General features: G+C 71.0%; 22 protein-coding genes. 15 read left to right on the top strand and 7 right to left on the bottom strand.

Features of this window, described 5'->3' with window-relative positions:
• Positions 1-47 precede the first annotated feature (47 nt).
• Positions 48-1202, top strand: coding sequence for a bifunctional glutamate N-acetyltransferase/amino-acid acetyltransferase ArgJ (gene argJ / locus SY84_RS14860; protein ID WP_046844653.1), 1155 nt, complete (start codon positions 48-50; stop codon positions 1200-1202).
• A 61-nt stretch (positions 1203-1263) separates the two neighbouring features.
• On the opposite strand, the gene SY84_RS14865 is transcribed toward argJ, so the two are convergent.
• A complete protein-coding gene (locus tag SY84_RS14865) occupies positions 1264-2262 on the bottom strand; it encodes a hypothetical protein (protein ID WP_046844654.1) in 999 nt (332 codons plus the stop codon).
• 114 nt (positions 2263-2376) lie between these two features.
• Between SY84_RS14865 and SY84_RS14870 the strand changes: the two genes are divergently transcribed.
• The 3 genes from SY84_RS14870 to SY84_RS14880 all read left to right on the top strand — a co-directional run bounded on the left by SY84_RS14870 (position 2377) and on the right by SY84_RS14880 (position 4802).
• Positions 2377-3162 carry a hypothetical protein gene (locus tag SY84_RS14870; protein ID WP_046844655.1) on the top strand — a complete coding sequence of 262 codons (786 nt, stop codon included), beginning with the start codon at positions 2377-2379 and terminating at the stop codon, positions 3160-3162.
• A 67-nt stretch (positions 3163-3229) separates the two neighbouring features.
• On the top strand, positions 3230-3982 hold the full coding sequence (locus tag SY84_RS14875; protein WP_046844656.1) for a tryptophan-rich sensory protein: 753 nt from the start codon (positions 3230-3232) through the stop codon (positions 3980-3982).
• Between the two features lie 73 nt (positions 3983-4055).
• Positions 4056-4802, top strand: a complete 747-nt coding sequence (locus SY84_RS14880; RefSeq protein WP_046844657.1) for a hypothetical protein — start codon at positions 4056-4058, stop codon at positions 4800-4802.
• Positions 4803-4856: 54 nt separating this feature from the next.
• Here SY84_RS14880 and ileS read toward each other — a convergent pair whose 3' ends face one another.
• Both ileS and SY84_RS14890 read right to left on the bottom strand, forming a co-directional pair.
• A complete protein-coding gene (gene ileS, locus SY84_RS14885; RefSeq protein WP_046844658.1) occupies positions 4857-8042 on the bottom strand; it encodes an isoleucine--tRNA ligase in 3186 nt (1061 codons plus the stop codon).
• 191 nt (positions 8043-8233) lie between these two features.
• On the bottom strand, positions 8234-8563 hold the full coding sequence (locus SY84_RS14890; RefSeq protein WP_046845301.1) for a DHCW motif cupin fold protein: 330 nt from the start codon (positions 8561-8563) through the stop codon (positions 8234-8236).
• A gap of 628 nt (positions 8564-9191) precedes the next feature.
• Between SY84_RS14890 and rho the strand changes: the two genes are divergently transcribed.
• The 5 genes from rho (at position 9192) to pdxT (ending at position 13802) form a co-directional block, all read left to right on the top strand.
• Positions 9192-10466 (top strand): transcription termination factor Rho, encoded by a 1275-nt coding sequence (rho, locus tag SY84_RS14895; RefSeq protein ID WP_046844659.1) that lies wholly within the window; start codon positions 9192-9194, stop codon positions 10464-10466.
• Between the two features lie 39 nt (positions 10467-10505).
• Complete coding sequence (locus tag SY84_RS14900; RefSeq protein ID WP_046844660.1) at positions 10506-11843, top strand: M23 family metallopeptidase; 1338 nt, start codon at positions 10506-10508, stop codon at positions 11841-11843.
• Positions 11840-12235 (top strand): response regulator, encoded by a 396-nt coding sequence (locus SY84_RS14905; RefSeq protein WP_046844661.1) that lies wholly within the window; start codon positions 11840-11842, stop codon positions 12233-12235. The genes SY84_RS14900 and SY84_RS14905 overlap by 4 nt, the downstream gene beginning before the upstream one ends.
• 83 nt (positions 12236-12318) lie before the next feature.
• Entirely contained in the window at positions 12319-13209 is an 891-nt protein-coding gene (gene pdxS, locus SY84_RS14910; protein WP_046844662.1) for a pyridoxal 5'-phosphate synthase lyase subunit PdxS, read from the top strand.
• A 2-nt stretch (positions 13210-13211) separates the two neighbouring features.
• A complete protein-coding gene (gene pdxT, locus SY84_RS14915) occupies positions 13212-13802 on the top strand; it encodes a pyridoxal 5'-phosphate synthase glutaminase subunit PdxT (RefSeq protein ID WP_046844663.1) in 591 nt (196 codons plus the stop codon).
• Positions 13803-13858: 56 nt separating this feature from the next.
• Here the strand turns inward: pdxT and SY84_RS14920 are convergent, their stop codons facing one another.
• Positions 13859-15238, bottom strand: a complete 1380-nt coding sequence (locus tag SY84_RS14920; protein WP_046844664.1) for an MDR family MFS transporter — start codon at positions 15236-15238, stop codon at positions 13859-13861.
• 83 nt (positions 15239-15321) lie between these two features.
• Here SY84_RS14920 and SY84_RS14925 point away from each other — a divergent pair, with 83 nt between their 5' ends.
• Positions 15322-16296, top strand: a complete 975-nt coding sequence (locus tag SY84_RS14925) for an aldo/keto reductase (RefSeq protein ID WP_046845302.1) — start codon at positions 15322-15324, stop codon at positions 16294-16296.
• 56 nt (positions 16297-16352) lie between these two features.
• Here the strand turns inward: SY84_RS14925 and SY84_RS14930 are convergent, their stop codons facing one another.
• On the bottom strand, positions 16353-16793 hold the full coding sequence (locus SY84_RS14930; protein ID WP_046845303.1) for a response regulator: 441 nt from the start codon (positions 16791-16793) through the stop codon (positions 16353-16355).
• A gap of 149 nt (positions 16794-16942) precedes the next feature.
• Between SY84_RS14930 and SY84_RS14935 the strand changes: the two genes are divergently transcribed.
• The 4 genes from SY84_RS14935 (at position 16943) to SY84_RS14950 (ending at position 19464) form a co-directional block, all read left to right on the top strand.
• Positions 16943-17368 (top strand): DinB family protein, encoded by a 426-nt coding sequence (locus tag SY84_RS14935; RefSeq protein ID WP_046844665.1) that lies wholly within the window; start codon positions 16943-16945, stop codon positions 17366-17368.
• Positions 17365-17919 (top strand): inosine/xanthosine triphosphatase, encoded by a 555-nt coding sequence (yjjX, locus tag SY84_RS14940; protein WP_046844666.1) that lies wholly within the window; start codon positions 17365-17367, stop codon positions 17917-17919. Before SY84_RS14935 ends, yjjX begins: the two co-directional genes overlap by 4 nt.
• A gap of 24 nt (positions 17920-17943) precedes the next feature.
• Complete coding sequence (locus SY84_RS14945; protein WP_046844667.1) at positions 17944-18795, top strand: MBL fold metallo-hydrolase; 852 nt, start codon at positions 17944-17946, stop codon at positions 18793-18795.
• A 111-nt stretch (positions 18796-18906) separates the two neighbouring features.
• Positions 18907-19464, top strand: a complete 558-nt coding sequence (locus SY84_RS14950) for a hypothetical protein (protein ID WP_046844668.1) — start codon at positions 18907-18909, stop codon at positions 19462-19464.
• 40 nt (positions 19465-19504) lie between these two features.
• On the opposite strand, the gene SY84_RS14955 is transcribed toward SY84_RS14950, so the two are convergent.
• Complete coding sequence (locus SY84_RS14955) at positions 19505-20155, bottom strand: glycosyltransferase family 2 protein (protein WP_419177420.1); 651 nt, start codon at positions 20153-20155, stop codon at positions 19505-19507.
• 94 nt (positions 20156-20249) lie between these two features.
• Positions 20250-22049 (bottom strand): hypothetical protein, encoded by a 1800-nt coding sequence (locus SY84_RS14960; protein ID WP_211117118.1) that lies wholly within the window; start codon positions 22047-22049, stop codon positions 20250-20252.
• A 270-nt stretch (positions 22050-22319) separates the two neighbouring features.
• Between SY84_RS14960 and SY84_RS14965 the strand changes: the two genes are divergently transcribed.
• A complete protein-coding gene (locus SY84_RS14965; RefSeq protein ID WP_046844670.1) occupies positions 22320-24401 on the top strand; it encodes a protein kinase domain-containing protein in 2082 nt (693 codons plus the stop codon).
• Positions 24402-24403: the final 2 nt, after the last annotated feature.

Here is a 24403-nt window from a genome sequence, read left to right on the forward strand (position 1 = left end):
CCGCGCGCCCTCCCGGTCCGGGCGGGCCGCCCGGTACACTCCCCTACATGAGCCTTACCTTCCCCACTGGCTTCACTGCCGCCGCCATGGCCGCCGGGATCAAACCCAGCGGCAAGACCGACCTGAGCGGCGTCACCAGCAGCACTGACTGCACCTGGGCGTTCGCGGGCACGCGCAGCACCACCGCCGCCGCGTGCGTCACCCGCAACCGCGACCTGTACGCGCAGGGCGCCCCCATCCGTGCCCTGCTCGTGAACGCCGGGAACGCCAACGCCGCCACCGGCACCCGCGGCGCTCATGACAACGCCGACATGGCCGACGCGTTCGGCAGCGTCCTGAACGTGCAGCCCGACGCGGTCCTGACCGCCAGTACCGGCATCATTGGGCACCTGCTGCCCATGGACAAGGTCCTCAGCGGCATCGAGCACCTGCCCGACGAACTCGGCAGCGGCGCGGACGCCTTCGCCAGCGCCATCATGACCACCGACACCCGCCCCAAGACCGCGTCAGCCACCCTGAGCAGCGGCGCGCGGATCGTCGGCACCGCCAAGGGCAGCGGCATGATCCACCCCGACATGGCCACCATGTTCGCCTTCGCGTTCACCGATGCCCAGATCGACCAGACGGCGCTGCGCGAGGCGTTCCCCGCCATCGTCAACCGGACCTTCAACGCCGTCACCGTCGACGGCGACACCAGCACCAACGACATGGCTGTCGTCCTGTGCAACGGACAGGCCGGGGTCGCCGACCTCACCGAATTCCTGACCGCGCTCGAAGGCGTCATGCGCGACCTCGCCCGGCAGATCGCCGCCGACGGCGAGGGCGCCACCAAACTCCTGACCGTGCAGGTCAGCGGCGCCCGCACCGAAGCCGAGGCGCTGGCCGCCGCCCGCACCTGCTGCGTCAGCCCTCTGCTGAAAAGCGCCGTGCACGGCAACGACCCCAACTGGGGCCGCGTCATCATGGCCGTCGGCCGCAGCGGCGCGGGCGTGAACATCGAGAAACTCCGCGTCACCGTGCAAGGCCATCCGGTCTTCCAGGGCAAGCCCCTTCCGTACGACGACGCGCAGGTCAGCGCCAGCATGAAAGCCGAGGAGGTCGTCTTCACCATCGATCTCGGCGTCGGCGACGCGCGCGGCGAGGCCTGGGGCTGCGACCTCAGCGCCGAATACGTCAGCATCAACGCCGACTACACGACCTGAACCGGGGAGGTGGTGCGCGGGGGGCGGGACACGGTGCCTGCCCCCCGCGCCATGTGCCGGGTCACTCCGGCAAGCTGGACAGCGCGTCGAATCGGGCATGGTGCCGCTGCGTGCGCTCAATCCACGTTTTCAGGACCCATGGCGTCGCGGTGTACGACAGGGCGGTGAACGTCAGCACGGTCAGCGCCGCGCCCTCCAGCGCCGCCGCCTGCACCTTGTGATGCCCATCTACGATCACGTTCACGGACAGGGTCAGGTTCGACAGCGGCGTCCCCTCCCACTGACTATTGCTGTCCCGCTCCTCGATCACTTGCAGGCAGACTGCCGTGGGCCGCTCCCGGGCCCGGAACTGCTCACGGTAGAACGCCACCCTCCGCGCATCCAGTGACTCTGCCCCCTGAGTGGGCAGCAGGACGGATACGCCTGCATCCTCGCCCGGCACCTGCCGACCGTCGGCATACGTGATCACGCCCGGCGCCCCCCAGCCCGGCGCGCGGTAGGACAGGGCAGGTGGTGCCGTGGGCACGTCCGCTCCGGGCCAGGAGCCCTGCCGACGATCACCCGGCCAGTACCGCTCCCGCTCGTGCGTCATGTAGTCGAGAGGGCCGCCCGGCACCACCACGGCCGGGCGGGTCGTGACCAGACTCGCCACGTACCACCCCGGCGGGAGGACCGACGCCAGCCGCGTGACAGCCGACTGGTCGAGGGCCCGCAGGCCACCTGCCAGGGCGTCCTGCAGGGCATCCACCGCGGCCAGGGCAGGACGCCGCGTCAGGGGCAGCGCGTGAAACAGCGCGGGCAGCGTGGCCGACCCCATCCCGATCAGCGCCGCCACCTCCCCGTGCACGCGCAGCGCGGCGCCAGAGTATCCCCGTCCCTCCCAGCGCAGCGGCACCTGATCCTCCGCCTGCCCCGCCGCGACCAGCGCGAAGGGAACACGCCCCACCTGACCCTTCACCCACGCGGGATCAGGCGTGACCGCCGACCTGTCCAGCATCGGCGCCAGCGGCGCCCGCGTGTGTGGGTCGGACGTAGTGAACCACAGCGGCGTCTCGCTCATGCCGCTCAATCTGACACCGGCGTCCCGTCCAACTCCCCTCATGTGCCACTCGCGCTGCTCAGCATTCCTTACCGATTGCCCCGCCCGACCGGCGGTGGAGGGTAGGGTGCGGACATGAGTGCCGAATCTCCCCTTCGCCCGGCTGCCTCCCGTTCGGCGCTGGCGCGTCCGCTGGACTTCACGTACCTGTCAAACCGCGTGGCGGCGCTGGGACTGCTGGGGACGGTGGCGCTGGCCCGCCTGCGCGGGCGGGGCTGGGCGGACGCGGTGGGTGCAGGGGGCGCGGCGTTCCTGGCGTGGGCGACCGCGCGGGAACTCGACCCGGACCACCCGGCGACGGCGAACGCGGCGCTGCCCGTGGCGGCGGTGGCCGGACTGGTCAGCCGCGGCGGGGGGCTGGCGCCGCTGTTGCCCGCGGTGGCGGTGCTGTCCGGCCTGCGGGGGATCGCGGGGACGACGGGGGAGACCCTGACCCGCACCGACCACCTGGGTCTGCTGGCGCAGTCGCTCGCGGCGGCCGGGGCGGGTGGCACGGTGGGTGCACTGGTGGCCGCTGCGGCGCCCCTCCTGACCGAAGGTGGGCGGAGCGTGACCCCACTGATGGGTGCGCTGCTGCCCCCGCTGGCCCGCGCGCGGGGCGGGTCGTGGACGGGCGCGCTGTTGTCGGCGGCTGCCCTGCCGCTGGCCCGTGACCTGACCGCGCCGGAACCCGTGCAGAGCGCCTGCGACCGCGCCCCCCGCGCCGTGCGTGCCGAGGAGGTGCGCCGTGCCCGGCAGGTCGCCGCGCTGGCCCTGGCCGCCGGGCTGCTCACGCGGCAGTCGCGGGGGCTGCTCCCGCTGGCCGCCGCGTGCCTGACCGTCGCCGCCCGCCGCGCCGGGGCGAACCTCAAGAACACCTGAAGCCCCGCGCGTGCAGACTGGGCGCCCGGCGACAGCCCCAGGAAGGGTCGCCTCCTACGCTGAACGCATGACCGGACTCCCCAGGCAGATCACGCTGCTGCTCGCCACGATCCTCACGCTCGTGATGAACTACCTCAGCAACGCCCTCCCGCTCTTCGGCAACTCCAACAAGGAGGTCAGCGACGCCCTCCCGAACGCCTTCACGCCCGCCGGACTCACCTTCGCCGTGTGGGGCCCCATCTTCCTGGGCCTGCTGGTCTTCGCCGTGTACCAGGCGCTGCCCGCCCAGCGCGGCCCCCGGTACGACCGGCTGTTCTGGCCGTTCCTGCTGGGCAACCTGCTGAACGTCTCGTGGCTGCTGGCCTTCCAGAGCCTCAACTTCGGGCCCAGCGTGCTCATCATGCTGGCCCTGCTCGCCAGCCTGATCTGGCTGTACCTCACCGTTCGCGGCCTGCCGCCCCAGGGCGCGGAACGCTGGACGCTCGCGCTGCCCACCTCGCTGTACCTGGGCTGGATCAGCGTCGCCACGATCGCCAACATCACCGCGTACCTCGTCAGTGCCGGCGTGACGACCGGCGCGCTGGGCCTCAGCGCCCCCGTCTGGTCCGCCGTGCTCGTCGTGATCGCCGCCGCCATCGGCGTGTTCTTCGTGGCCCGCTTCCACGACTACGCCTTCGCCGGGGTGCTCCTGTGGGCCTTCTACGGCGTGTACGTCGCCCGCCCGGACGCCGCGACCGTCGTGACCGGCGTCGCCATCGCCGCCGCGCTGGTCGTGCTGGGCGCCCTGCTCAGCCTGCGCACCCGCCGCACCGCCCTGTAACCTCACCCCCTGGATGGGCCGCTGCGGGCATGACCGGCAGCGGCCCATCTGCGGTCGCTACACTGAACTTCACATGCATCCCGACTCGCCCCTGGCCCTGATCGGCTACCCAGCCCCGGCCGCCCGCGCCCTGCGCGACCTCGGCCTGATCGCCGTGAACGTCCCCACTGACGACCTGCGCGCCGTGCTGGACGCCAGCCGCACCCTCCACTTCACCGGGGCGCTCGTCCACCCCAGCCAGGAAACGCACGCGCTCGGCGCCGTCACGCCCGACGCCGTCGCCCGCCGCGTGGGCCGCGTGGACGCCATCGCCCTGAGCGGCGAATTCCACGGCACCTTCGCCCTCAGCGACGCGCTGACCGACGCGCTGGACGCCAGCGGGTACGCCTCGCGCGGCGCGAGCGTCCTGATCCTCGGCGTGGACGCCCATGACCTCGCCCTCGCCCTGCCCCTCGCCCGGCTGGGCTTCACCGAGATCGGCATCGCCGCCGAGAGCACCCCGGAAGCGGAACGCGCCGCCCGCGACCTCCCCGCCGGCCGCCGCGCGTTCCCCCTCAGCCGCCGCGATCCCAGCGTCACCGACTTCGCCGCCCGCGCCGACCTGCTGATCCTCACGGCCGGGACCCTCCCGCCCCGCCTCGTGCAGCCGTACCACACCATCATCGACCTGACCGGCCGCGCCAGCGTCACCGGCAGCGGCGCCAGCACCCTCGACCTGCGCGACCTCCCCCTGCGCCGCCTCGCCCGGCAGCTGGAACACGCCACCGGGCAGCGCTTCCACCCACAGGAACTCGAAGGAGCCCTCCAGGCCCTCGTGTAAAGGAAAGGGGAGAGGCGCACCCAGTAATCCGGGTGCGCCTCTCTTGATGCCGGCTCAGTTGTGGCTGACGGTGTCCAGTTTCTGCAGGTAGGCCTTCCCGCCTTCGAGTTCGGCCTCAAAGCCGTCGGCAGCGGCGAACACCAGGGTCTCGGCGAGGGTCTCGCTCATCAGGTATTCCTGCCATGCTTCGGCGGCCTCGCGGGCGTCGCCTTGAAGGTCGAGGTGGAGGGCGATGCGGTCCTGCACCTCGAATCCGGCTTTCTTGCGGGCGTCCTGCACGCCGCGCACGAGGTCGCGGGCGAGACCCTCGAGTTCCAGTTCGCGGGTCAGGGTGGTGTCGAAGGCGACGAGGTACCCGGCTTCCTCCTGCGCGGCGAAGCCTTCGGGGGACTTGGCGTCCACGAGGACCTCGTCTGGCCCGAGTTCGAAGCGTTCACCGGTGGGGGCGATGACCTCGAACTGCTTGCCGTCGCGCACGAAGCGGGCGACCTCGCTGGCGTCGGCGGCGGCCAGCGCGGCGCGGACCTGCGGGACGGCCTTCCCGAACTTCTTGCCCAGCACCGGGAGGTTGGGGCGCAGCACGTAGCTGACGAGTTCCGCGTACTGGTCGATCAGTTCGACCTCCTTGACGTTCAGTTCCTCCTTGAGCTGCTCGGCGAAGCGGCCCAGCGCCTGGGTCTGGTCGGCGGTGCGGGCGCGGACCATGACCTTCGGGAGGGGCTGACGCTGGCGCAGGCTGGTCTTCCCGCGGACGGCGCGGCCCAGGCTGACGACGCGCAGGACGGCGTCCATCTCGCCCACCAGGGTCGGGGCGGCCAGCGCCTCGTCGACCTTGGGCCAGGGGGTGAGGTGCACGCTGTCGGGCGCGTCCGGGACCAGCGAGCGCACGAGGTTCCCGTACAGCGTCTCGGCGAGGAACGGCGTGAACGGCGCGGTGAGCTGCGTGACGGTCACCAGGGCGTAGTGCAGCGTGGCGTACGCGTTGTGGTCCGCGCCGTCGTCACCGGCCCAGAAGCGGCGGCGGTTGCGGCGCACGTACCAGTTGCTCAGGTCCTCCACGACGAAGTCCTGCAGGGCGCGGCTGGCCCCGGTCGGGTCGTAGTTCTCCAGCGCGCCCGTGACGGTGGCGATCAGGGCCTGCACCTTGGCGAGCAGCCAGCGGTCCACCTCGGGGCGCTGATCGGCGGGCGCGGCGGCCTTCAGGTCCGGCTGGTCGAGGTTCGCGTACAGCACGAAGAACGAGTAGGTGTTCCACAGCGTCAGGAAGTAGCTGCGGAACGCCTCGCCGACGAGGTTCATGCCGAAGCGGCGGCTCAGTTCGGGCGGCGCGCTGACGTACATGTACCAGCGGGCGGCGTCCGCGCCGTACTGCTCGAACACGTCCCAGGGGTTCACGACGTTCCCCTTGCTCTTGCTCATCTTCGCGCCCTTCTCGTCCAGGATGTGCCCGGAGCAGATGACGCTCTTGTACGCCACGGAGTCGAACACCATCGTGCCGATCTGGTGCAGGCTGTTGAACCAGCCGCGCGTCTGGTCGATGGCCTCCGCGATGAAGTCGGCCGGGAAGCCGCCCTGCTCGAACTTCTCCCTGTTCTCGAAGGGGTAGTGGTGCTGCGCGAACGGCATGCTGCCGCTGTCGTACCAGACGTCCATCACGTACGGCACGCGCCGGAAGGTCTTCCCGCCGTCCTCAAAGGTGATGTCGTCCACGAACGGGCGGTGCGGGTCGAAGTCGGGTCCCGTCAGTTCGGGTCGGCCGCTCAGTTCGGCCAGTTCGGCGTAACTGCCGATCACGCGGTACTCGCCGTCCTCGGCCTCCCACACGGGCAGCGGCGTGCCCCAGTAGCGGTTGCGCGAGAGGTTCCAGTCGATCAGGTTCTCCAGCCACCCGCCGTAGCGGCCGTTCTTGATGTGCGGCGGGTGCCAGTCGATCGTCTGGTTCAGTTCGATCAGGCGCTCTTTCAGGCGGGTGTTGTTCAGGTACCAGCTCTCGGTGGCGTAGTACATGAGCGGGGTGCCGCAGCGCCAGCAGTGCGGGTAGGCGTGCAGGAAGTTCTTCTCGCGCCACATCAGGCCGCGCGCGCGCAGGTCGCGGACGATCTCGGTGTTCGCGTCGCGGAAGAACACGCCCTGCCACGGGCCGAAGCGGTGCTTGCCCTCGCCGTCCACGCCCACGATCACCGGGAAGCCGTAGTTGCGGGCCAGACGCATGTCGTCCTCACCGAACGCGGGCGCGGTGTGGACGATGCCCGTCCCGTCACTGTCGGACACGTAGGTGTCCAGGCCCGACATCCACACGGGCTTGCCCTCGCCCTCGGCCTCGTACGCTTCGGTGAAGAGGGGCTGGTACGCCACGCGCTCCAGCTCGCTGCCCTTGAAGGTCTTCACGACCTCGGCGTCCTCGCCCAGCACCTCGTCCTTCAGGCTGGCCGCCAGGATCAGCACCGCGCCGTCCTTGTCGCGCGCCGCCACGTACTCGAACTCCGGGTGGATGGCGACGCCCACGTTGTACGGCAGCGTCCAGGGCGTGGTCGTCCACACCAGGAACGCCGCGCCGTCCTCCAGGCCCAGGCGGGCCGGGTCGGTCAGGCGGAACGGCACGTACACGCTGGGGTCCTGGATGTCCTTGTAGCCCTCGCTGACCTCGGCGTTCGACAGCGTGGTGCCGTCCTTCGGGCAGTAAGGCGCCACGCGGAAGCCCTTGTACAGCAGGCCCTTCTCGCTGAGGTTCTTGACGCTCCACCAGATGCTCTCGATGTAGTCCTTGTGCAGCGTCATGTACGCGTCATCCAGGTCCACCCAGTAGCCCATGCGCTCGGTGAACTTTCGCCACTCGGCCTCGTACTCGAACACGCTGGCGCGGCACTCGGCGTTGAACTTGTCGATGCCGTACGCCTCGACCTCACGTTTGCTGTTCAGGCCGAGTTTCTTCTCGACGCCCAGCTCGACCGGCAGGCCGTGCGTGTCCCAGCCCGCCTTGCGGGGCACGTGGAAGCCCTGCATGGTCCGGAAGCGCGGGAAGAGGTCCTTGAACGAGCGGGCCTGGACGTGGTGCACGCCGGGCTGGCCGTTCGCGGTGGGCGGCCCCTCGAAGAACGTGAACACGGGGCCGCCCTGGGTCTGCTCCAGCGAGCGTTCGAACACGCGTTCGCGTTTCCAGAAGTCGAGGATGCCCTGTTCCAGCGCGGGGAAGTTCGGGTTGCCCTGCACGGGCGTGAAAAGGGTCTTCTTGTCGGTCATGTGATCTCCAGATGGGCGGTGAGGGTCGTGGTGGGTCGGGCGTCGGAGGCGGGGGTCACCCGCGTCCGAATCGGCCGCCTGGGCCGGGCGGGGCAGAGGGGCGTTCCGTTGGCCAGTCGGGTGTGTTGGATTAGGGTGCGGGGCATGGTCACCTCCGGCGGGTGCGGGTCAGGACAGGCGAGGGGGGGTGGCTAGTCGACGATGAACAGAGTTGCCCCCACCTCAGTCCTGGATCGGTGCGGTTCGGCGTGGTCGGCCACCTGATACGACTCGCCGGGCCGCAGCGTGAAGGTGCGCCCGTCGGCCAGTTCGGTATCCAGCTGCCCGGCCAGCACGAGCAGGATGTGGCCCTTCTCGCACCAGTGGTCGGCCAGATACCCGGGGGAGTACTCGACCATTCGCACGCGGACCGCGCCGAACTGCCGGGTGCGCCACACGGCCACGCCGCGTTCGCCGGGGTGTTCGGTGGCGGGCACGTCGGCCCAGGTGGTCACCCCGAAGGGAATGTCGGTCAGGTGCATGGTTCGGGCCTCCGGGGACAGCACACGGGCGAAGCGGGGCAGGGGTGAATGGGAATGGGGGCGGCGGGTCTCAGCGGTCACGCCCCCACGTGGGGGGACGGTGCTGGGACGCGCCGCCCCCGTGGGGAGCTGGTGCGTGGTACCACCCAACTTCACCGGCACGCTGCCGGTCTCCATTGGCCCTCTGTCGGGGGGTGTCCGGGCGGGTCTAGTCGGCCCGTGGGCCTTTCTTCCGCCGGCGCGGGAGGTGATGTTCGGTGCTCGCGGCTGGCGTCAGGCTTCCACCGTCCCTGACTCGCTCGCGCTGCCCTGCGGCCCTACTGTCCTCTCGGTCGCCTCTGCTGTCTCACCCCGGTCTGGGGTGCCCCTCATGGTAGGGCGGCAGGCTGGGGGCGGTCAACGTGGTCCCCCGGCGGGCCGCGCTTGCGGGTATGCTGGACGTCCGTTCCTCCAGCGTCCCATCCCCCCTGCCCCCGGCGCGTACGTGTGAAAAGCGTCAGCGCGCGTTTAGAATCGGTTTCAGGAGTACGTGACGAATGATCTCAATCCATCCAACCTGCCTGAACGACCAGCCCACCGCGCGCGTGGCGGGCGTGCCTGACAGGTTCCCACCGACGGAGGCCCCGCTGTGACCGACGCCCACCAGAGCCTCCCGTACCACGAACTGCAGCAGAAGATCCTGCCCGAACTGCACCTGATCGCCGCCGGGTACGGCATCGAGAACTACCGCAAACTGAAAAAAGACGCCCTGGCCCTGGCGATCATGGAGCACCAGGCGGCCAGCGAGGGCCAGCTGCTCGCGCGCGGCTTCCTGGAGATCAGCCCCGACGGGTACGGCTTCCTGCAGGCCGACCTGCTCGACCCGAACAGCCGCACGGTGCTGATCAGCGCCGGGGTGATCAAGCAGTACCACCTGCGCACCGGGGACGAGATCATCGGCCGCGCCCGCAAACCCCGCGAGAACGAACGTTTCGGGTCGCTCGTGCAGGTCGAGGCCGTGAACGGCGTGGATCCCGAGACGGCCCGCCGCCGCCCGCGCTTCGACGACCTGACGCCCACCTTCCCGGACGCGCAGCTGGTGCTGGAAGACCCCACCATGGACGACGGCCTGAGCCTGCGCGTCGTGGACCTGCTCGTGCCCATCGGTCGGGGGCAGCGCGCGCTGATCGTCGCGCCGCCCAAGGCCGGGAAGACCAGCCTGCTGAAGAAGGTCGCAAACTCCATCGTCAAGAACTACCCGGACGTGACCGTCATGGTGCTGCTCGTCGACGAGCGCCCCGAGGAGGTCACGGACTTCCGCGAGAGCGTGCAGGGCGCGCAGGTTATCGCCAGCACCTTCGACGAGCCGCCCCAGCACCACGTGCGCGTCGCGGAGTTCGTGCACGAACGTGCCCGCCGCATCGTCGAGGAAGGCGGGCACGTGGTGATCCTGCTCGATTCCATCACGCGACTGGCCCGCGCGAACAACCTCGTCACCCCACCCACCGGACGCACGCTGTCCGGCGGTCTGGACAGCAACGCCCTGCACTGGCCCAAACGGTTCCTGGGCGCGGCGCGCAACATCCGCGAGGGGGGCAGCCTGACCATCCTGGCCACCGCCCTCGTCGAGACCGGCAGCCGCATGGACGACGTGATCTTCGAGGAATTCAAGGGCACCGGCAACGCGGAACTTGTGCTGTCGCGCCGCCTTGAGGAACGCCGCATCTTCCCGGCGCTGGACATCCTGAAGTCCGGCACGCGCCGCGAGGAGCTGCTGCTGCAGCCCGAAGTCCTGAAGAAGATGTGGCTGCTGCGCAAGGTCATCAGTGACATGGACCCGGCGGACGCCATGGAGATGCTGCTGTCCCGCATGGGCAAGACCCGCAACAACGTCGAATTCCTGGCGGCCCTGGCCGGCGGCTGACGTCCGTCTACTCAATTCCCCCCCCTCGGAGCTCATACTTTGTCCTTTCCCTCCCTGCGCCGCGCGACGCGGCTCCTGACTCTCGGTGCGCTGCTGGGCCTCGCGCACGCACAACAAGCCACCCCTGACGATCGCCTGCTCGCGCCGCTGCAACTGCACTTGGACGCCCCGGCGGACGTGGTCCTCAGCCGCGACACCGGCGAGCGCGTGCTGGAGGTCGTCACGACCCGCGCGACGCCGCTGCCGAACGTCGCGCGACGTTACGGTCTGACGCCGGGCGCCGTGAAACTGGCCTCCACGCACGGCGCCACGCAGGTCGTGCAGCTGACCCTGCCCGGGCGCGTGCAGGCCCGGCAGCCGCTGCGGCCGCAGTCGGTCGTCACGTACCGCGTGCGGCCCGGGGACACCATCGCCCGGGTCGCGGGCCGCTTCGGGCTGACGGTCGTGGACGTGCTGGGCGTGAACCTCGACCGCACCAGCCTCGACCGCCTGCAGGTCGGCTCGACCCTGAACGTCCCCACCGGGACGCGCGGGCTGCTCGTGCGGATCAAGCCCGGCCAGAGCGCCCTGTCCCTGATCGCCGGGTACGGCGCGGACCTGCTGGCCACCGCCCGCGCGAACGATGTGCTGCCCACCGAACTCGACGTCGGGGACGAGCTGCTGCTGCCCGGCATCCGCGCCGAGGGTTTCGCGCAGCAGCTGGCCGAGAAACGCGAGGCCGAGCGCCGCGCGCAGGTCGCCGCGCAGCGTCAGGCGCAGTACGAGAAGTTCGTCGCGTGGAAAAAGGGCCGCGAGAAGGCCCGCCTGGAAGCCAAGTACGCCGCGCAGGAACAGTACGAGAAGTTCCTGGCGTGGAAGAACAGCCCCCAGCGCAAGGCCGCCATCGCCGCGCTGGAACGCCAGCAGCAGTTCGAGGCCGCGCAGGCCGCTGCGCAGGCCCGCACCCGGCAGAACGCGCGGCAGGCCGCCGTGGCCGCCGTCAGTCTCACTCCAGGGCGCAGCGGGCTGATCTGGCCCATGCGCAGCTACCGCCTGACCAGCCGCTACGCGGAGCGGGACATCGAATTCCACCGTCAGGTGTTCCACGGGGGGATCGATCTGGCCGCGCCGTATGGCACGCCGATCTACGCCGCGTCGGCAGGTCGCGTCACGCAGAGCGGCTATGGGGCGTATGGTCTGAATGTGTTCACGCAAAGTGGCGACAGCACCCTGGTCTACGGTCACATGAGCCGCACTGCGGTCGTGTCCGGGCAGTCGGTCCAGCAGGGCCAGCTGCTGGGGTATATCGGCTGCACCGGCGTCTGCACCGGGCCGCACCTGCACTTCGAGGTCCGGCTGAACGGGCAGACGGTCGATCCGCTGGGCCTGCTGCCATGACCGCGCCGCGCACCGGCGTGCGCCTGCTCGTCGTGGACGACGAGGAACAGATCCTGGAACTGCTGGACCTGACACTGTCCATCCAGGGCTACGAGGTGTGCCCGGCAGGCAGCGGCCCGCGCGCGCTGGAGATCCTCGCGGCCGAGCACATCGACGTAATCGTCATGGATGTGCTGATGGTGCCCTGGGACGGGTTCGAGACGGTGCGGCGCATGGCGGCGCAGTTCGGCGCGGGCCTGCCGCCCGTGGTGTTCCTGTCGGGGCTGGCGCGGCCCGCCGTGATGCCGGAGCTGGGCCCGGACGTGGTGCAGGAGTATCTGGTCAAGCCGTTCCGGCCGTCGCAGCTGGTCGAACGGATCGAGGAGGCCCGCCGCCGCAAGGCGTCCGGCTAGTCTGGACCCCCGGATAAACTGACCCCGCCGGCTGCGTCAATGTGACCCTCCCGGCGGGGTCAGTTCTCTTCTACCCTGGGGGCATGACCGAAGCGACCACCGGTACCCCCGCCCTCAAGCAGGGCTTTGCTGAAATGTTCAAGGGCGGCGTCATCATGGACGTCGTCACCGCCGACCAGGCCCGCATCGCCGAGGCTGCCGGCGCGACCGCCGTCATGGCCCTCGAGCGCGTCCCTGCCGACATCCGCAAGGACGGCGGCGTGGCCCGCATGAGCGACCCCAAGATGATCAAGGAGATCATCGGCGCCGTCAGCATTCCCGTCATGGCCAAGGTCCGCATCGGGCACATCGTGGAAGCGCAGATCCTCCAGGCGCTCGGTGTGGACTTCATCGACGAGTCCGAGGTTCTGACCCCCGCCGACGACCAGTATCACATCCTCAAGCACGACTTCAAAGTGCCCTTCGTGTGCGGCGCCAAGAACCTCGGCGAGGCCCTGCGCCGCGTCGGCGAGGGTGCCAGCATGATCCGCACCAAGGGCGAGGCCGGCACCGGCAACGTCATCGAGGCTGTCCGCCACGCCCGCACCGTGCTGGGCGAGATCAAGCACATCCAGGCCCGTCCCGCCGAGGAACTCATGACTGTCGCCCGCGACCTTCAGGCGCCGTACGAACTGGTCCGCTACGTCCATGAGCACGGCAAGCTGCCCGTCGTGAACTTCGCCGCCGGTGGCGTGGCCACCCCCGCCGACGCCGCGCTGATGATGCACCTGGGCCTGGACGGCGTGTTCGTCGGCAGCGGCATCTTCAAGAGTGATAACCCCGAGCGCCGCGCGCAGGCCATCGTCAAGGCCGTCACGCACTTCCAGAACGCCGACGTGCTCGCCGAGATCAGCGAGGACCTGGGCGCGCCCATGACCGGCATCAACATCGACGACCTGATTCCCGCCGAGCGCCTCGCCGCGCGCGGCTGGTAAACATGGCCCGTATCGGCGTGCTGGCCCTCCAGGGCGCGTTCCGCGAGCACCGCGCCGCCCTGGAACGCCTGGGCGCCCAGGTGGCCGAGGTCCGTCTTGCGGCGGACCTGGACGGCCTGCACGGCCTGATCCTCCCCGGCGGGGAGAGCACCACCATGGCCCGCCTGATGACCGAGTACGCGCTGTGGGAGCCCCTGCGGGCCTTCCACGCGCGCGGCGGGCAGCTGTGGGGCACCTGCGCGGGGGCCATCCTGCTGTCAGGCGAGGTGCAGGGCGCCCCACCGCAGTTCGGGCGGCAGGACAGCCTGGGCCTGCTGGACGTGACCGTGCAGCGCAACGCCTTCGGCCGGCAGATCGACTCGTTCACGACCGGGCTGGACGTGCGCGGCCTGGACGGCGCGTTCCCCGCCGTGTTCATCCGCGCGCCCGCCTTCGCCCGCGTCGGTGAAGGGGTGGAGGTGCTGGCCGAGTACGAGGGGCAGGCCGTCGCGGTGCGGCAGGGCCGCGTGCTCGCCACCGCGTTCCACCCGGAACTCACCGGGGATGACCGCCTGCACGAGCTGTTCCTCCAGGGCTGCCTCACGCCCGCCTGAACGCAGACGCCACAGGCCGCCACCTTCGATCGGGGTGGCGGCCTGTTCTGTATGGGTCAGTCGTTGCTGGCGGGTGCGGGCGCCTGGGCGGGCCGTGTGACGCGCAGGCGCAGGCTGAGTGCCAGGGCCAGGATGACCAGCCCCAGCGCCAGCAGGTAGGCGCGCCGCAGGCCCTCGGCGAGTTCGAAGCCGCCGCTCTGGATGGCGGCCGAGCCGATCAGCAGCGCCATCAGCGCGGTGCCCAGCGCGCCGCCCATCTGCCGGGCGAACAGCACGCCGCTCGTAACGGCGCCCAGTTCCTCGCGGCTGGACGTCTCCTGCGCGGCCAGCAGCAGGCTCAGCATGGAAAAGCCCATGCCGGTCCCCACCGCGAAGCCCAGCGCGCTCGTGACCCACAGAGGCGCGTGCACCGCGAAGGTCAGCGCCCCGAACATCACGACCAGCACCGCGAAGCCCACCTGCGCGATGCGGGCCAGCGGCACGGTCTTCACGAGGCGCGAGGTGACGATGGCGGTCAGCGTCCAGCCGACCAGCATGGGCGTCAGGATCGCGCCGCCCGCCGTGGCCCCGCCCCCCGTGACGCCCTGCGCGTACAGCGGCAGGTACGCGATCACGCCGAAGTACGCCGCGCCGCCCAGCAGGTTCCCGGCGAACGCCACGCGCGGCAGACGCTCGCGCAGGGCGCGCATGGGCAGCAGCGGGTCCGGGTGGCGCCGTTCGAGCAGGATCGCGCCCACCAGCGTCACGGCGCCCAGCCCCACCAACGGCCACTGCCGCTGCTCCAGGCCCCACACGACCAGCCCGCTGCCCAACGTGAACAGCGCCGCGCCTGCCCAGTCGATCCGGGCGGGGCGCGGCTGCCCGGTCTCCGGCAGGAAGCGCAGCGCGAGCAGCAGCGCCGCCACGCCGAACGGCAGGCTGGCGTAGAAGGTCCAGCGCCACGAGAGCGTCTCGGTGAGCCAGCCGCCCAGCAGCGGGCCCACCAGCCCGGACACGCCCCACACGCCGGAGATCAGGGACTGCACGCGGCTGCGTTCCTGCAGCGAGTACAGTTCGCCGACCATCGTGAGGGTCAGGGGCAGCAACCCGCCCGCGCCGATGCCCTGCACGACCCGCGCGGCGATCAGCAGGCCCATGGAGTGGCTCTGGCCGCACAGGGCCGAACCGATCAGGAAGATCAGCACGGCCGCGAGGTACAGACGGCGGCGGCCCACCACGTCGCTCGCTCGGCCCCACAGCGGGCTGCTGACGGTGCTGGTCAGCAGGTACACCGCGAACGGCAGGGCGTACAGCCCCTCGCCGCCCAGGTCGCGGATGACGCTGGGCATGGCGGTGGCGACGACGCTGGCTTCCAGCGCGGCCAGGAAGACGCCCACGATCAGGCCGGTGGTGGCCAGCTGCCGGGCCTGCGGGCTCAGGGTGGGGAGGGCATTCACCCGCGCAGCGTACTCCCGTGAAGGCCCCGTCAAGGGTGGGGCTGGATTCACACGTTCTGAATCGTTACAGTCTGCCCATGAGCATGCACCAACGACCACTCGGCCGCACAGGCCTGAACGTCACCGAGATCGGCTACGGCGCCTGGGGCATCGGCGCGGACATGTGGAAGGGGGCGCAGGACGACCACAGCCTCGACGCCCTGCGCCGCTATGTCCAGCTGGGCGGCAACTTCATCGACACCGCCATGGGCTACGGCAGCGGCCACAGCGAACGCCTCGTCGGGCAGGTCGCCCGCGAGCACCCGGGCACGCTGGTCGCCACGAAGATCAGCCCGAAGAACATGGAGTGGCCCGCCGCGCCCGGCACCACCGCCGACGAGGCCTTCCCCGGCGGGTACATCACCGACATGACCCGCGCCAGCCTGGAACGCCTGGGCCTGCCGACCATCGACGTGCAGCAGTTGCACGTCTGGAACGACACCTGGCTGGGCCAGGGCGACTGGCAGGACGCCGCAGCGCAGCTCAAGCGCGACGGGCTGATCCGCGCGTTCGGCATCAGCATCAACGACCACCAGCCGGACAACGCCGTGAAGGCCGTCGAGGCGGGCGCCGTGGACTCCGTGCAGGTCATCTACAACGTGTTCGACCAGTCCCCGCAGGACCGCCTGCTCGACGCCTGCCTCGCGAACGGCGTGGGGGTCATCGTGCGCGTCGCGCTGGACGAGGGGAGCCTGACCGGCACCCTGACCGAGTCCACCACCTTCCCCGACGGCGACTGGCGCAACGGCTACTTCGGCGGCGACCGCCTGACGCAGCTGCAACCGCGCCTGCGCGCCATCGAGCAGGACCTCGGCATTCACACTGATCAGCTCGCGGAGACCAGCCTGCGTTTCGTGCTGGCGCACCCCGCCGTGTCCACCGTGATCGTCGGCATGCGCTCGGTGCGCAACGTCGAGCGCAACGCCGCGCTGGCCGACGGGCGCGGCCTGCCGCAGGATCAGGTGGCGCGGCTGTACGCCCACCGCTGGGACCGCAACTGGTACCAGAGCGCCGAGTAAGCCACAGCCGAAGGGGCCGCCGAGCATGCCTCGGTGGCCCCTTCAGCGGTATCCGGTCAGCCGGCCCGTGGCGGCAGGCGCACGATGGTGAGCATGTACCGGCCCAGCGCCTGAATCGCGTCGTAGAACTTCCCGAACTCGACGGGCTTCACGACGTAACTCGCCGCGTACGCCTGATACGAACGCAGGATGTCCTCCTCGGCGCGGCTGGTGGTGAGCATGATCACCGGAATGGTCATCAGCTGCGGGTCCTGCTTGACCTCGCGCAGCACCTCCAAGCCGTTCATGCGCGGCATGTTGATATCCAGCAGGATCACGTCCGGACGGGGCCGGGCCGGATCGCGCAGGAACTCCAGGGCTTCCACGCCGTCACGCGCGACGTGCAGGTGCGTGTGGATCCCCGCCTCCTTGAAGGCCTCCTGGGTGAGGATGATGTCGGCCTCGCTGTCCTCGACCAGCAGCAGGTGAATCGGAATGGGAGAGTGAGTCTGGGTCATGACGGTGCCTCCGGCCCCTGTGGGGACCACTGCGGCCCAGTCTGGCAGCCGCGCGTGACCGCCGCGTGCAGCGCGCGTTGGTGCTCCCCGCACGCTTCCTTATGGCTCCCTTGAGGACCCGCGCGCAGCGCTGCACTACTCTGGACGGCATGAACGTCCTGCACTACGCGCTGGCGGGCGGCGCGGCCTTCCGCACCCCCGGTGACCTGCTGCGCGGCCTGACCCTGGACGAGGCCACCTGCGCCGTGCCGGGCCTGCCGTACACGCTCGGGGACCTTCTCGCGCATCTTCAGGTGACGCAGCGCACCAGCCTGGATCTCGCCACCGGCCGCGCCGACCGCTGGCCCGATGGGCTGGACGTCTGGCCTGCTTCCCCGGCCAGCGGGGCGGACCTGACGGCCCTGCTGGGCGACCTCCAGGCCGGGCTGGCCGAGGCGCAGGCCCTGGCTGCCGACCCCAGCAGCCGCGCGCGTGACGTCCTGACCGATCTGGCGGCGCACAGCGCGTACCACTGGGGGCAGGTGGCGCTGATCCGCCGCCTGCACGGCACGCTGCCCGAACCGGAGGGCGCGTGACGGTCCTCGTCGGCTCGCTGAACCCGGGCAAGGTGCAGCCCGTCCGGGAGGTCTTCGGGACGCTGTTCCCTGAACTGGAGGTCAGCGGCGCGGCGGTCCCCAGCGGCGTGCGCGACCAGCCGGTCGGGGTGGGGGAGACCCGCCGGGGCGCCGTGAACCGCGCCCGGCGGGCTGCCCGGCTGCCCGGCGCGACCTGGGGCGTGGGCCTAGAGGGTGGGGTGCGGGTCGAGCGGGGGCGCGGCTGGCTGTTCGGGGTGGTGGCCGCCGCGCGCGCCGGGGACGGCCTGCTCCTGACCGCCCGCACCGCCGAACTGCCCGTCCCGGAGGCTGCCCTGCCACGCGTGCTGGCGGGTGAGGAACTGGGCGGCGTGATGGACGAACTGCTGGGCACCCACGACCTGAAACGCGGCGCGGGCACGGTGGGCGCCCTGACCGGCGGGCTCGTGACCCGCCCGGCGGTGTGGGCGCAGGCGCTGGTGCTGGCCCTGGCGCCCGCGCTGCACCCCGGGTTCTACCCGGCCGTCCATGCGGCGCGGACGAACGTGCGTTAGGCGCCGTCTGGTAGGCTCGGGCGCGTGAGCACCTGGATCCAGTCCCGTCAGATCGGCCCCGCCACCGTCCACTCCCTGACCGACGGCCAGTTCCGCCTCGACGGCGGGGCGATGTTCGGCAGCGTCCCCCGCGCCCTGTGGGAACGCGCCACGACCCCCGACGAGCTGAACCGCATCCGGCTGCGCATCAACCCCCTGCTGATCCAGCTGGGCGGCGAGAACATCCTCGTCGAGACCGGCATGTGGGACCAGGGCGGCGAGAAATTCGAGGCCATGTACGCCCTAGACCGCGACGAGACCGTCTTCCGGGGCCTGGACGCCCTGGGCCTGAGCCCCGACGACATCCACCTCGTGATCAACACCCACCTGCACTTCGACCACGCCGGACGGAACGTCACCACCCTGGGCGACCCCACCTTCCCGAACGCCCGCTACGTCGTCCAGAAACAGGAACTTCACGACGCCCGCCACACCCACGAACGCAGCCGCGCCAGCTACCTCCCCGCCTACATCGACCCCATCGAGCACGCCGGCCTGTTCGAGATCGTGGACGGCGAACACGAACTGCGCCCCGGCCTGAGCGTCCTGCCGCTCCCCGGGCACAACCTCGGCCAGCAGGGCGTCGTGCTACGCCAGGACGGGCAGACCCTGGTGTACGTCGCCGACCTGATCCCCACCCTGGCCCACGCGCCCACCGCGTACATCATGGGCTACGACCTGTACCCCGTCACCACCCTGGACACCCGCAAACGCCACCTGGGCCAGTGGTTCGAGGAGGGGGCCGTCATCTGCACGCCGCACGACCCGGACACCGCCTTCGCGCAGCTGCACCCCAACCCGAAGGGCGGCTTCACGCTGAATCCCGCGCAGCCCTGAAGGCCCCGCACGGACGCCCATCGGGTCTTGCGCCGGTCAGCGCAGCCAGATGGGCTGCCCCGCGCATCACGGGGCATATGGCCGTCCGGCACGCTACCCTGGGGGGCGTTCATGCGTCCCCTCCTGCCCCTGATCCTCACGGCCCTGACCCTCCTGACCGCCGTTCAGGCCGCCACCCCCGCACTGGACCCCAACTACTATCCGCACCGCCCCGGCACCCGCTGGACGTACAGCAGCGGCGAAACCCAGATCGTCGGGGCCCCCGTCATCCACCGCGGCGTGAAGGTCACGCCCGTCAGTCACCAGTACGGCAGCACCACCTACAGCCAGGACCTCCTGGAGTACCGCGCCGACGGCAGCGTCTGGCTGCGCGGCGTGAACGCTGCCGGACGCCTCAGCTGGTACAGCCCGCCCCTGCTCGTGTACCCCGCCGGGCCCCTCCAGACCGGCCAGAAGTGGCAGGCCGCCAGCGGTCCGCTGCGCATGACCGTCGCCGTCACCGGCACCGCCCCGCTGAAACTCGCCGCCGGGACCTTCAACGCCCTGATCCTGCGCACCGAAAGCGTCACCGGCGGCCGCAGCAGCGTCCAGCTGACCTACTTCGTGCCCGCGTTCGGCATAGTGCGCTACCAGACGGCCGACGGCAGCACCATCGACCTGCAACGCTGAACGCGTCGGGCCACCGACCGGCACGCGGCGCCTGGACCGGTCAGCCCCGGCGGCGCGCCCGGTACGTCAGCAGCGACACGTACATCTTCGTGCGGGCCTTCGCGCCCCCCCAGAAGCCCCGCTTCTTCTCCTTGACGACCTGCGCCACGTTCGGCAGTTCCACGTACGCCCAGCGCGCCCCGGTCGCCTTCAGGTGCCGCGTGATCGCCGGTTCCGGCCAGCGTTCCGCCGCCAGGTCCGGCACGGCCAGCAGCCATTCGCGCCGGCACGCCCGCTGCCCGCTCAGGTGCGGCGTGAGCTTGTTCCCCCAGTCCGTCACGAACCCGCCGCCCTCGAACACCCCGATGCTCATGTCCAGGTCGCCGCGCCGCACCGGGTCGCACAGCGTCTCCAGATGCGCGGCGCTCAGGCCCGTCAGGTCCGCGTCCAGCAGGATCACCACGTCCGCCCGCGCCGCCCGCAGGCCCGCGTGCAGTGCCCCGCCCTTGCCGACATTCACCGCGAGATCCACGACCTCCGCGCCGGCCTCCCGCGCCGCGCCGACCGTGCCGTCCACGCTGCCGTCGGACACCACGATCACCTCCGGCGTGAAGGACCGCGCCACGCGCACCACCCCGCCCACGGTGTCCTCCTCGTTGAAGGCCGCAATCACAACCGCGCAAGACACCGAGACACCCGACATGCCGCTCATGGTACCCGCCCGCGCCGCCCCCACCAACCCGGCGCCCGTCACCCACCACGCGCCCGGCGGCAGGCCCATCTCCCACAGCGCTCCAGGTCGCGCGTCAGTTCATGCGGATGTCGTCAGTTGACAACTCGGCCGCTTCAAGCGTCGGGACCGGCACGTCGGGCGCCAGCGCCGCGCCCAGCCACGACCCGTGCCGGACCAGCAGCAGGTTCCCGCCCGGCAGGCGCGCCACGAGCAGGTCGTGCAGCACCATCGGCGCCAGCCCCGGCATCATGACGACCAGTTCCCCCTTGTAGTCCCAGCGGATGGTCACGCCCCGGCCCTCGACCTGCACCGTCAGCGGCTCGTCGCTGAGCACCACGCTCGTGAAGTGCCCGCCCGGCGCGAGATCCACCTGCGTGACCGGCACACCCTCAGGCATGGTTTCCGGGTCGTGCAGCGCGATATGCAGCGCCGCATGCAGCCGGTCGGCCACCACCCGGTGCAGCCCCAGTGCCTGCGCGGCGCTGCGGAAGGCCTGCGCCGCGTCATCGGCGCCCACCCGCGCCAGGCGCGTCACCAGGGTCTCCACGCCCTTGCGCGCGAAGGACAGCAGCACGTCCGGCGTGGCGTCCAGATACTTGCGGGCGCTGTCCGGCGTGAGTTTCTCCAGTTGCAGCGGACCGCCACGCATCACCTGCGCCGCCGCGCGTGCCAGGCGCAGGAACGCGAAATCCTGCGCCGGGTCGAGCAGCAGCGCTGCCGCCCGCGCCGTGGACGCCCGCCGGCCCAGTTCCAGCGCCGTGTGACTCTCGACCACCAGGGTCATGTACGCCCCGCTGACGAACGCCCGGAACTGCTGGTCGGGCAGTTTCAGCGTCTGCGAGCGCTCGTGCGGAGGCAGCCCTGGGCGCAGGAGGGTCAGCTGCGAGCCCACCTGCACCTGCCAGTTCGGGCCGATCGGCTGCCACTCAATGTTCAGGCCGCGCCAGCGGGCGCCGCTGCCGCCGCGCAGGAACACCGTCAGCCGCTCTGCCCCGTCGTCCGGCACGCGCATGGCGCTGCCCGCGTGCTGCGCCAGCAGGATGCTGCCCTGCGGCGCGCCGTTCAGGCTGGGCTTGGGCAGCGCGTCCAGAATCGGGTCGAGCAGCTGCGCCACGTGCCGCGCCGCCGCGCGGATCGCGGGCCGTTCCCGCGGGTCGCGCGGCAGCGGGAACTCGGCCCGCAGCGCCCGCACGAGCGCCTCGCGCGCCTCGTGCGACACGTGCTCCCGCTCGGCGGCCGCGATCCGCGCCGCGAGCACGTCCTCATCCGGGTGGCGCGGGAATGGCTCGGCGTGCACGGCCGACAGGGCCGCGCGGACCCGCGTGCGGCCGTCCTCTGTCAGGAGCAGCACGGACAGCGCCTGCGCGAGGCGCCCCGTGACCTCCGGGTCGTGCAGGTCCATCAGCGCGTCATGCGCGGGCGGCACCGCCAGCGGCTGCGTGCCGGGCCGCGAGAGCCGCTCGGCATTCTCGATCACGGTGTACAGCACCCGCAGGTGCCCGAATTCCGGTTCACGCTGCCAGCGCAGCGTCAGGTCCCGCGCCTGCGCCGCCGCCCGCTGATGCCACTGCAGCAGCTGCAGTTCCTCCCAGGCGCGCGACTCCTCGGAATCCGCCGTGGGCGGCGCCGTCCAGGTGCTCTGCCCGCCGTGCCCGGGGCGGGGGCGGGTGTGCTGCACCGGGTTACCCTGGTGCAGGCGGTACTGCCGGTCGGTTTCCATCAGGCGGCGCAGCAGCGGCGGCTCCAGCGGCGCGCCCAGCAGCTCGTCACGCAGCACGGCCAGACCGCGCCGCCCGCCGCGCGGCACGCGGCCCTCCGTGAGGTCCTGCACCTTGTATTCGTACAGTTCAACCAGTTCAAGCCAGAAGTCCACGGCGCACCTCCGGGCGGGTCAGCAGCGTTGAAGCGGGCATCCCGTCCAGTATGCCCCGCGTGACACGCCCCGCGCGCGCTCCCCCCCCGGACGGGCGCCATCCCCCAGCCGCTGCGCTCGAGTCGCTGCGCACCCACCCCTGGGCGCTGGCTCCCGGGCACGCGGCGCGCTGCATGCGGGGGGTGGGATGTAAGGCGCGTGACAGTGCCGACCTGTATAACAAGGGGCAATGACGCGCCCCACCTGCCCCCGCCCGCGCCGGAGCCGACCGTGACCCCCGTCCTGCTCGCGTCGCTGTTCGTCGTCGGCGTCCTGCTGACCGTCCGCCTGAACGAACGGGTGCTGAGCGGCGCGGTGGCCGTCGTGGTGGGGCTGCTGGCCGCGCTGCTGGCCGCGCTGGCGCTGGGCGTGGGCGGCCCGCGCGCCGCCGAGATGCAGCTGAGCGACCTGAACCGCGCGCAGGGCGTGCTGGTCGCCGCGGCGTTCGTGATCGCCACCGCCGCGTACCACATGGGCCGCATGATCCTGCCCAGCCTGGACCGCCCGGGCCGCAAGCCCATGAAGGTGCAGCGCACCGCCGCGCCCACGCAGGTGCAGCGCCGCACGAACCTGACGCAGACGCAGGTGACCAGCGACCTGCGCTTCCAGGACTACGAGGTCCTCGACCGGATCGGGGTGGGCGGCATGGGCAGCGTGTACCGCGCCCGACGTCGCCAGGACGGCCGTACGGTCGCCCTGAAGGTCCCGCAGGACAAGTACCTCGCGGACGCGAAGTTCGTCAAGCGCTTCTACCGCGAGGCGGAGGTCCTCAAGCGGTTCAACCACCCGAATATCGTGCGGGTGTACGACTACCGCATGCAGGACCCCGAGCATTACATCGCCATGGAATTCCTGGACGGCGAGAGCCTCGAGGACGTGCTGGAAAACCGCACGCTGACCTTCACGGAAAGCGCGCAGATCATGCGCGCCCTGGCCGACGCGCTGCGCCACATCCACATGCAGAACGTCGTGCACCGCGACATCAAGCCCGCCAACGTGATGCTGCTCAAGAGTGCCTTCACCGACGGCGTGCTGCGTGACGGCGGCGTGAAACTCATGGACTTCGGCATCGCGGTCGGGAAGGTCCTGACCCGCCTGACCATGACCGGTGCGCGCGTCGGCACGCCCATCTACATGGCACCCGAGCAGGCCAAGGGCAACCGCGTGGACGCCCGCAGCGACGTGTACTCGCTGGGGCTGCTCGCCTACGAACTGGTCACCGGGCAAACCGCCTTCAAGGGCAGCTACGAGGCCGTCGTGCACCAGCAGGTCTTCGAGTCCCCCAAGCCCCCCAAGCAGGTGAGGCTGGAGGTGCCGGGCAAACTGAACGACCTGATCCTGCACATGATCGAGAAGGACCCCGCCTCGCGCCCCACCCTGGACGACGTGATCGCCCGCATCGACGCCGGGGTGCTGAGTGACGACGTGTTCAACGATCCGCTCGCGCTGGCCCTGAGCGTCCAGGAGAAACGCGGTACGCTGCGCCTGCTGGACCTCAAGGGGAAGCTGCGCGCCAGTCTGCGCGACCAGACCGGCGGTGCCCAGGGCCTGCCCGGCGCGCCCAACGCCATGGCCAGCGACCACGAGGGCAACATGTTTGTCACGCTGCTCGACTACCGCCAGGGCCGCAGCGGCACCCTGGCGCGCAAACTCGACCCGGACGGGCAGGAACTCGCCTCCTTCGGACCGTACGGGCTGGGCGACGGTGAACTGCTCCAGCCGGTCGGCGTGGCCGTCACGCAGGGGCAGGTGTTCATCCTGGACGCCGAGGCGCACCACGTGGTCGTCTTCGACCTTGAGGGCCGCTTCCTGCGCCGCTTCGGCGGGCGCGGGCAGGGCCTGGGCCGCTTCGAGAAGCCCCGCTCGATCGTCGCTGCGCCCGACGGGCACGTGTATGTCCTCGATACCGGCAACAACGAGGTGCAGCGCTTCAACGCACAGGGCGAGTACATCAGCCGCTTCGCGTTCCGCCTGGACCGCAACAGCGACGCGCTGCGCCCCCTGGAGGGCCTGGGCGTGGACCAGTTCGGCGCGGTGTACATCGTCGACAGTGTCGCCCGCAAGGTCCGCAAGATCGAGGCGGACGGCACCCCGGGCCTGACCTTCGCCATGGAAACCCTGGTCGGCGAGCCCGCCGACGCGCCCTGGCTGATCCAGGTCGGACCGGACGGGCAGATGTACGCCGTGCGCCAGGGCGGACAGGTGCTGCGCATCTACTCCAACGTCGGGGACCTGCTGTCCTCGAACGACATGTACGCCCCGGTGCAGGCCATGTCGCTGCTGCACCGCCCACACGTCCTGCACCCCGCCTGACC

It is taken from the genome of Deinococcus soli (ex Cha et al. 2016) (assembly GCF_001007995.1).
In the GTDB taxonomy this organism is placed as follows: Bacteria; Deinococcota; Deinococci; order Deinococcales; family Deinococcaceae; genus Deinococcus; species Deinococcus soli.

Bases quoted from the DNA above. Each gene is read 5' to 3' on its own strand.
- pdxT (WP_046844663.1), top strand. From the start codon at position 13,212: ATGGCCCGTATCGGCGTGCTGGCCCTCCAGGGCGCGTTCCGCGAGCAC.
- SY84_RS14880 (WP_046844657.1), top strand. From the start codon at position 4,056: ATGCATCCCGACTCGCCCCTGGCCCTGATCGGCTACCCAGCCCCGGCC.
- SY84_RS14865 (WP_046844654.1), bottom strand. From the start codon at position 2,262: ATGAGCGAGACGCCGCTGTGGTTCACTACGTCCGACCCACACACGCGG.
- SY84_RS14935 (WP_046844665.1), top strand. From the start codon at position 16,943: ATGAACGTCCTGCACTACGCGCTGGCGGGCGGCGCGGCCTTCCGCACC.
- SY84_RS14950 (WP_046844668.1), top strand. From the start codon at position 18,907: ATGCGTCCCCTCCTGCCCCTGATCCTCACGGCCCTGACCCTCCTGACC.
- SY84_RS14925 (WP_046845302.1), top strand. From the start codon at position 15,322: ATGCACCAACGACCACTCGGCCGCACAGGCCTGAACGTCACCGAGATC.
- SY84_RS14930 (WP_046845303.1), bottom strand. From the start codon at position 16,793: ATGACCCAGACTCACTCTCCCATTCCGATTCACCTGCTGCTGGTCGAG.
- SY84_RS14905 (WP_046844661.1), top strand. From the start codon at position 11,840: ATGACCGCGCCGCGCACCGGCGTGCGCCTGCTCGTCGTGGACGACGAG.
- SY84_RS14890 (WP_046845301.1), bottom strand. From the start codon at position 8,563: ATGCACCTGACCGACATTCCCTTCGGGGTGACCACCTGGGCCGACGTG.
- ileS (WP_046844658.1), bottom strand. From the start codon at position 8,042: ATGACCGACAAGAAGACCCTTTTCACGCCCGTGCAGGGCAACCCGAAC.
- SY84_RS14870 (WP_046844655.1), top strand. From the start codon at position 2,377: ATGAGTGCCGAATCTCCCCTTCGCCCGGCTGCCTCCCGTTCGGCGCTG.
- pdxS (WP_046844662.1), top strand. From the start codon at position 12,319: ATGACCGAAGCGACCACCGGTACCCCCGCCCTCAAGCAGGGCTTTGCT.
- SY84_RS14955 (WP_419177420.1), bottom strand. From the start codon at position 20,155: ATGAGCGGCATGTCGGGTGTCTCGGTGTCTTGCGCGGTTGTGATTGCG.
- argJ (WP_046844653.1), top strand. From the start codon at position 48: ATGAGCCTTACCTTCCCCACTGGCTTCACTGCCGCCGCCATGGCCGCC.
- SY84_RS14875 (WP_046844656.1), top strand. From the start codon at position 3,230: ATGACCGGACTCCCCAGGCAGATCACGCTGCTGCTCGCCACGATCCTC.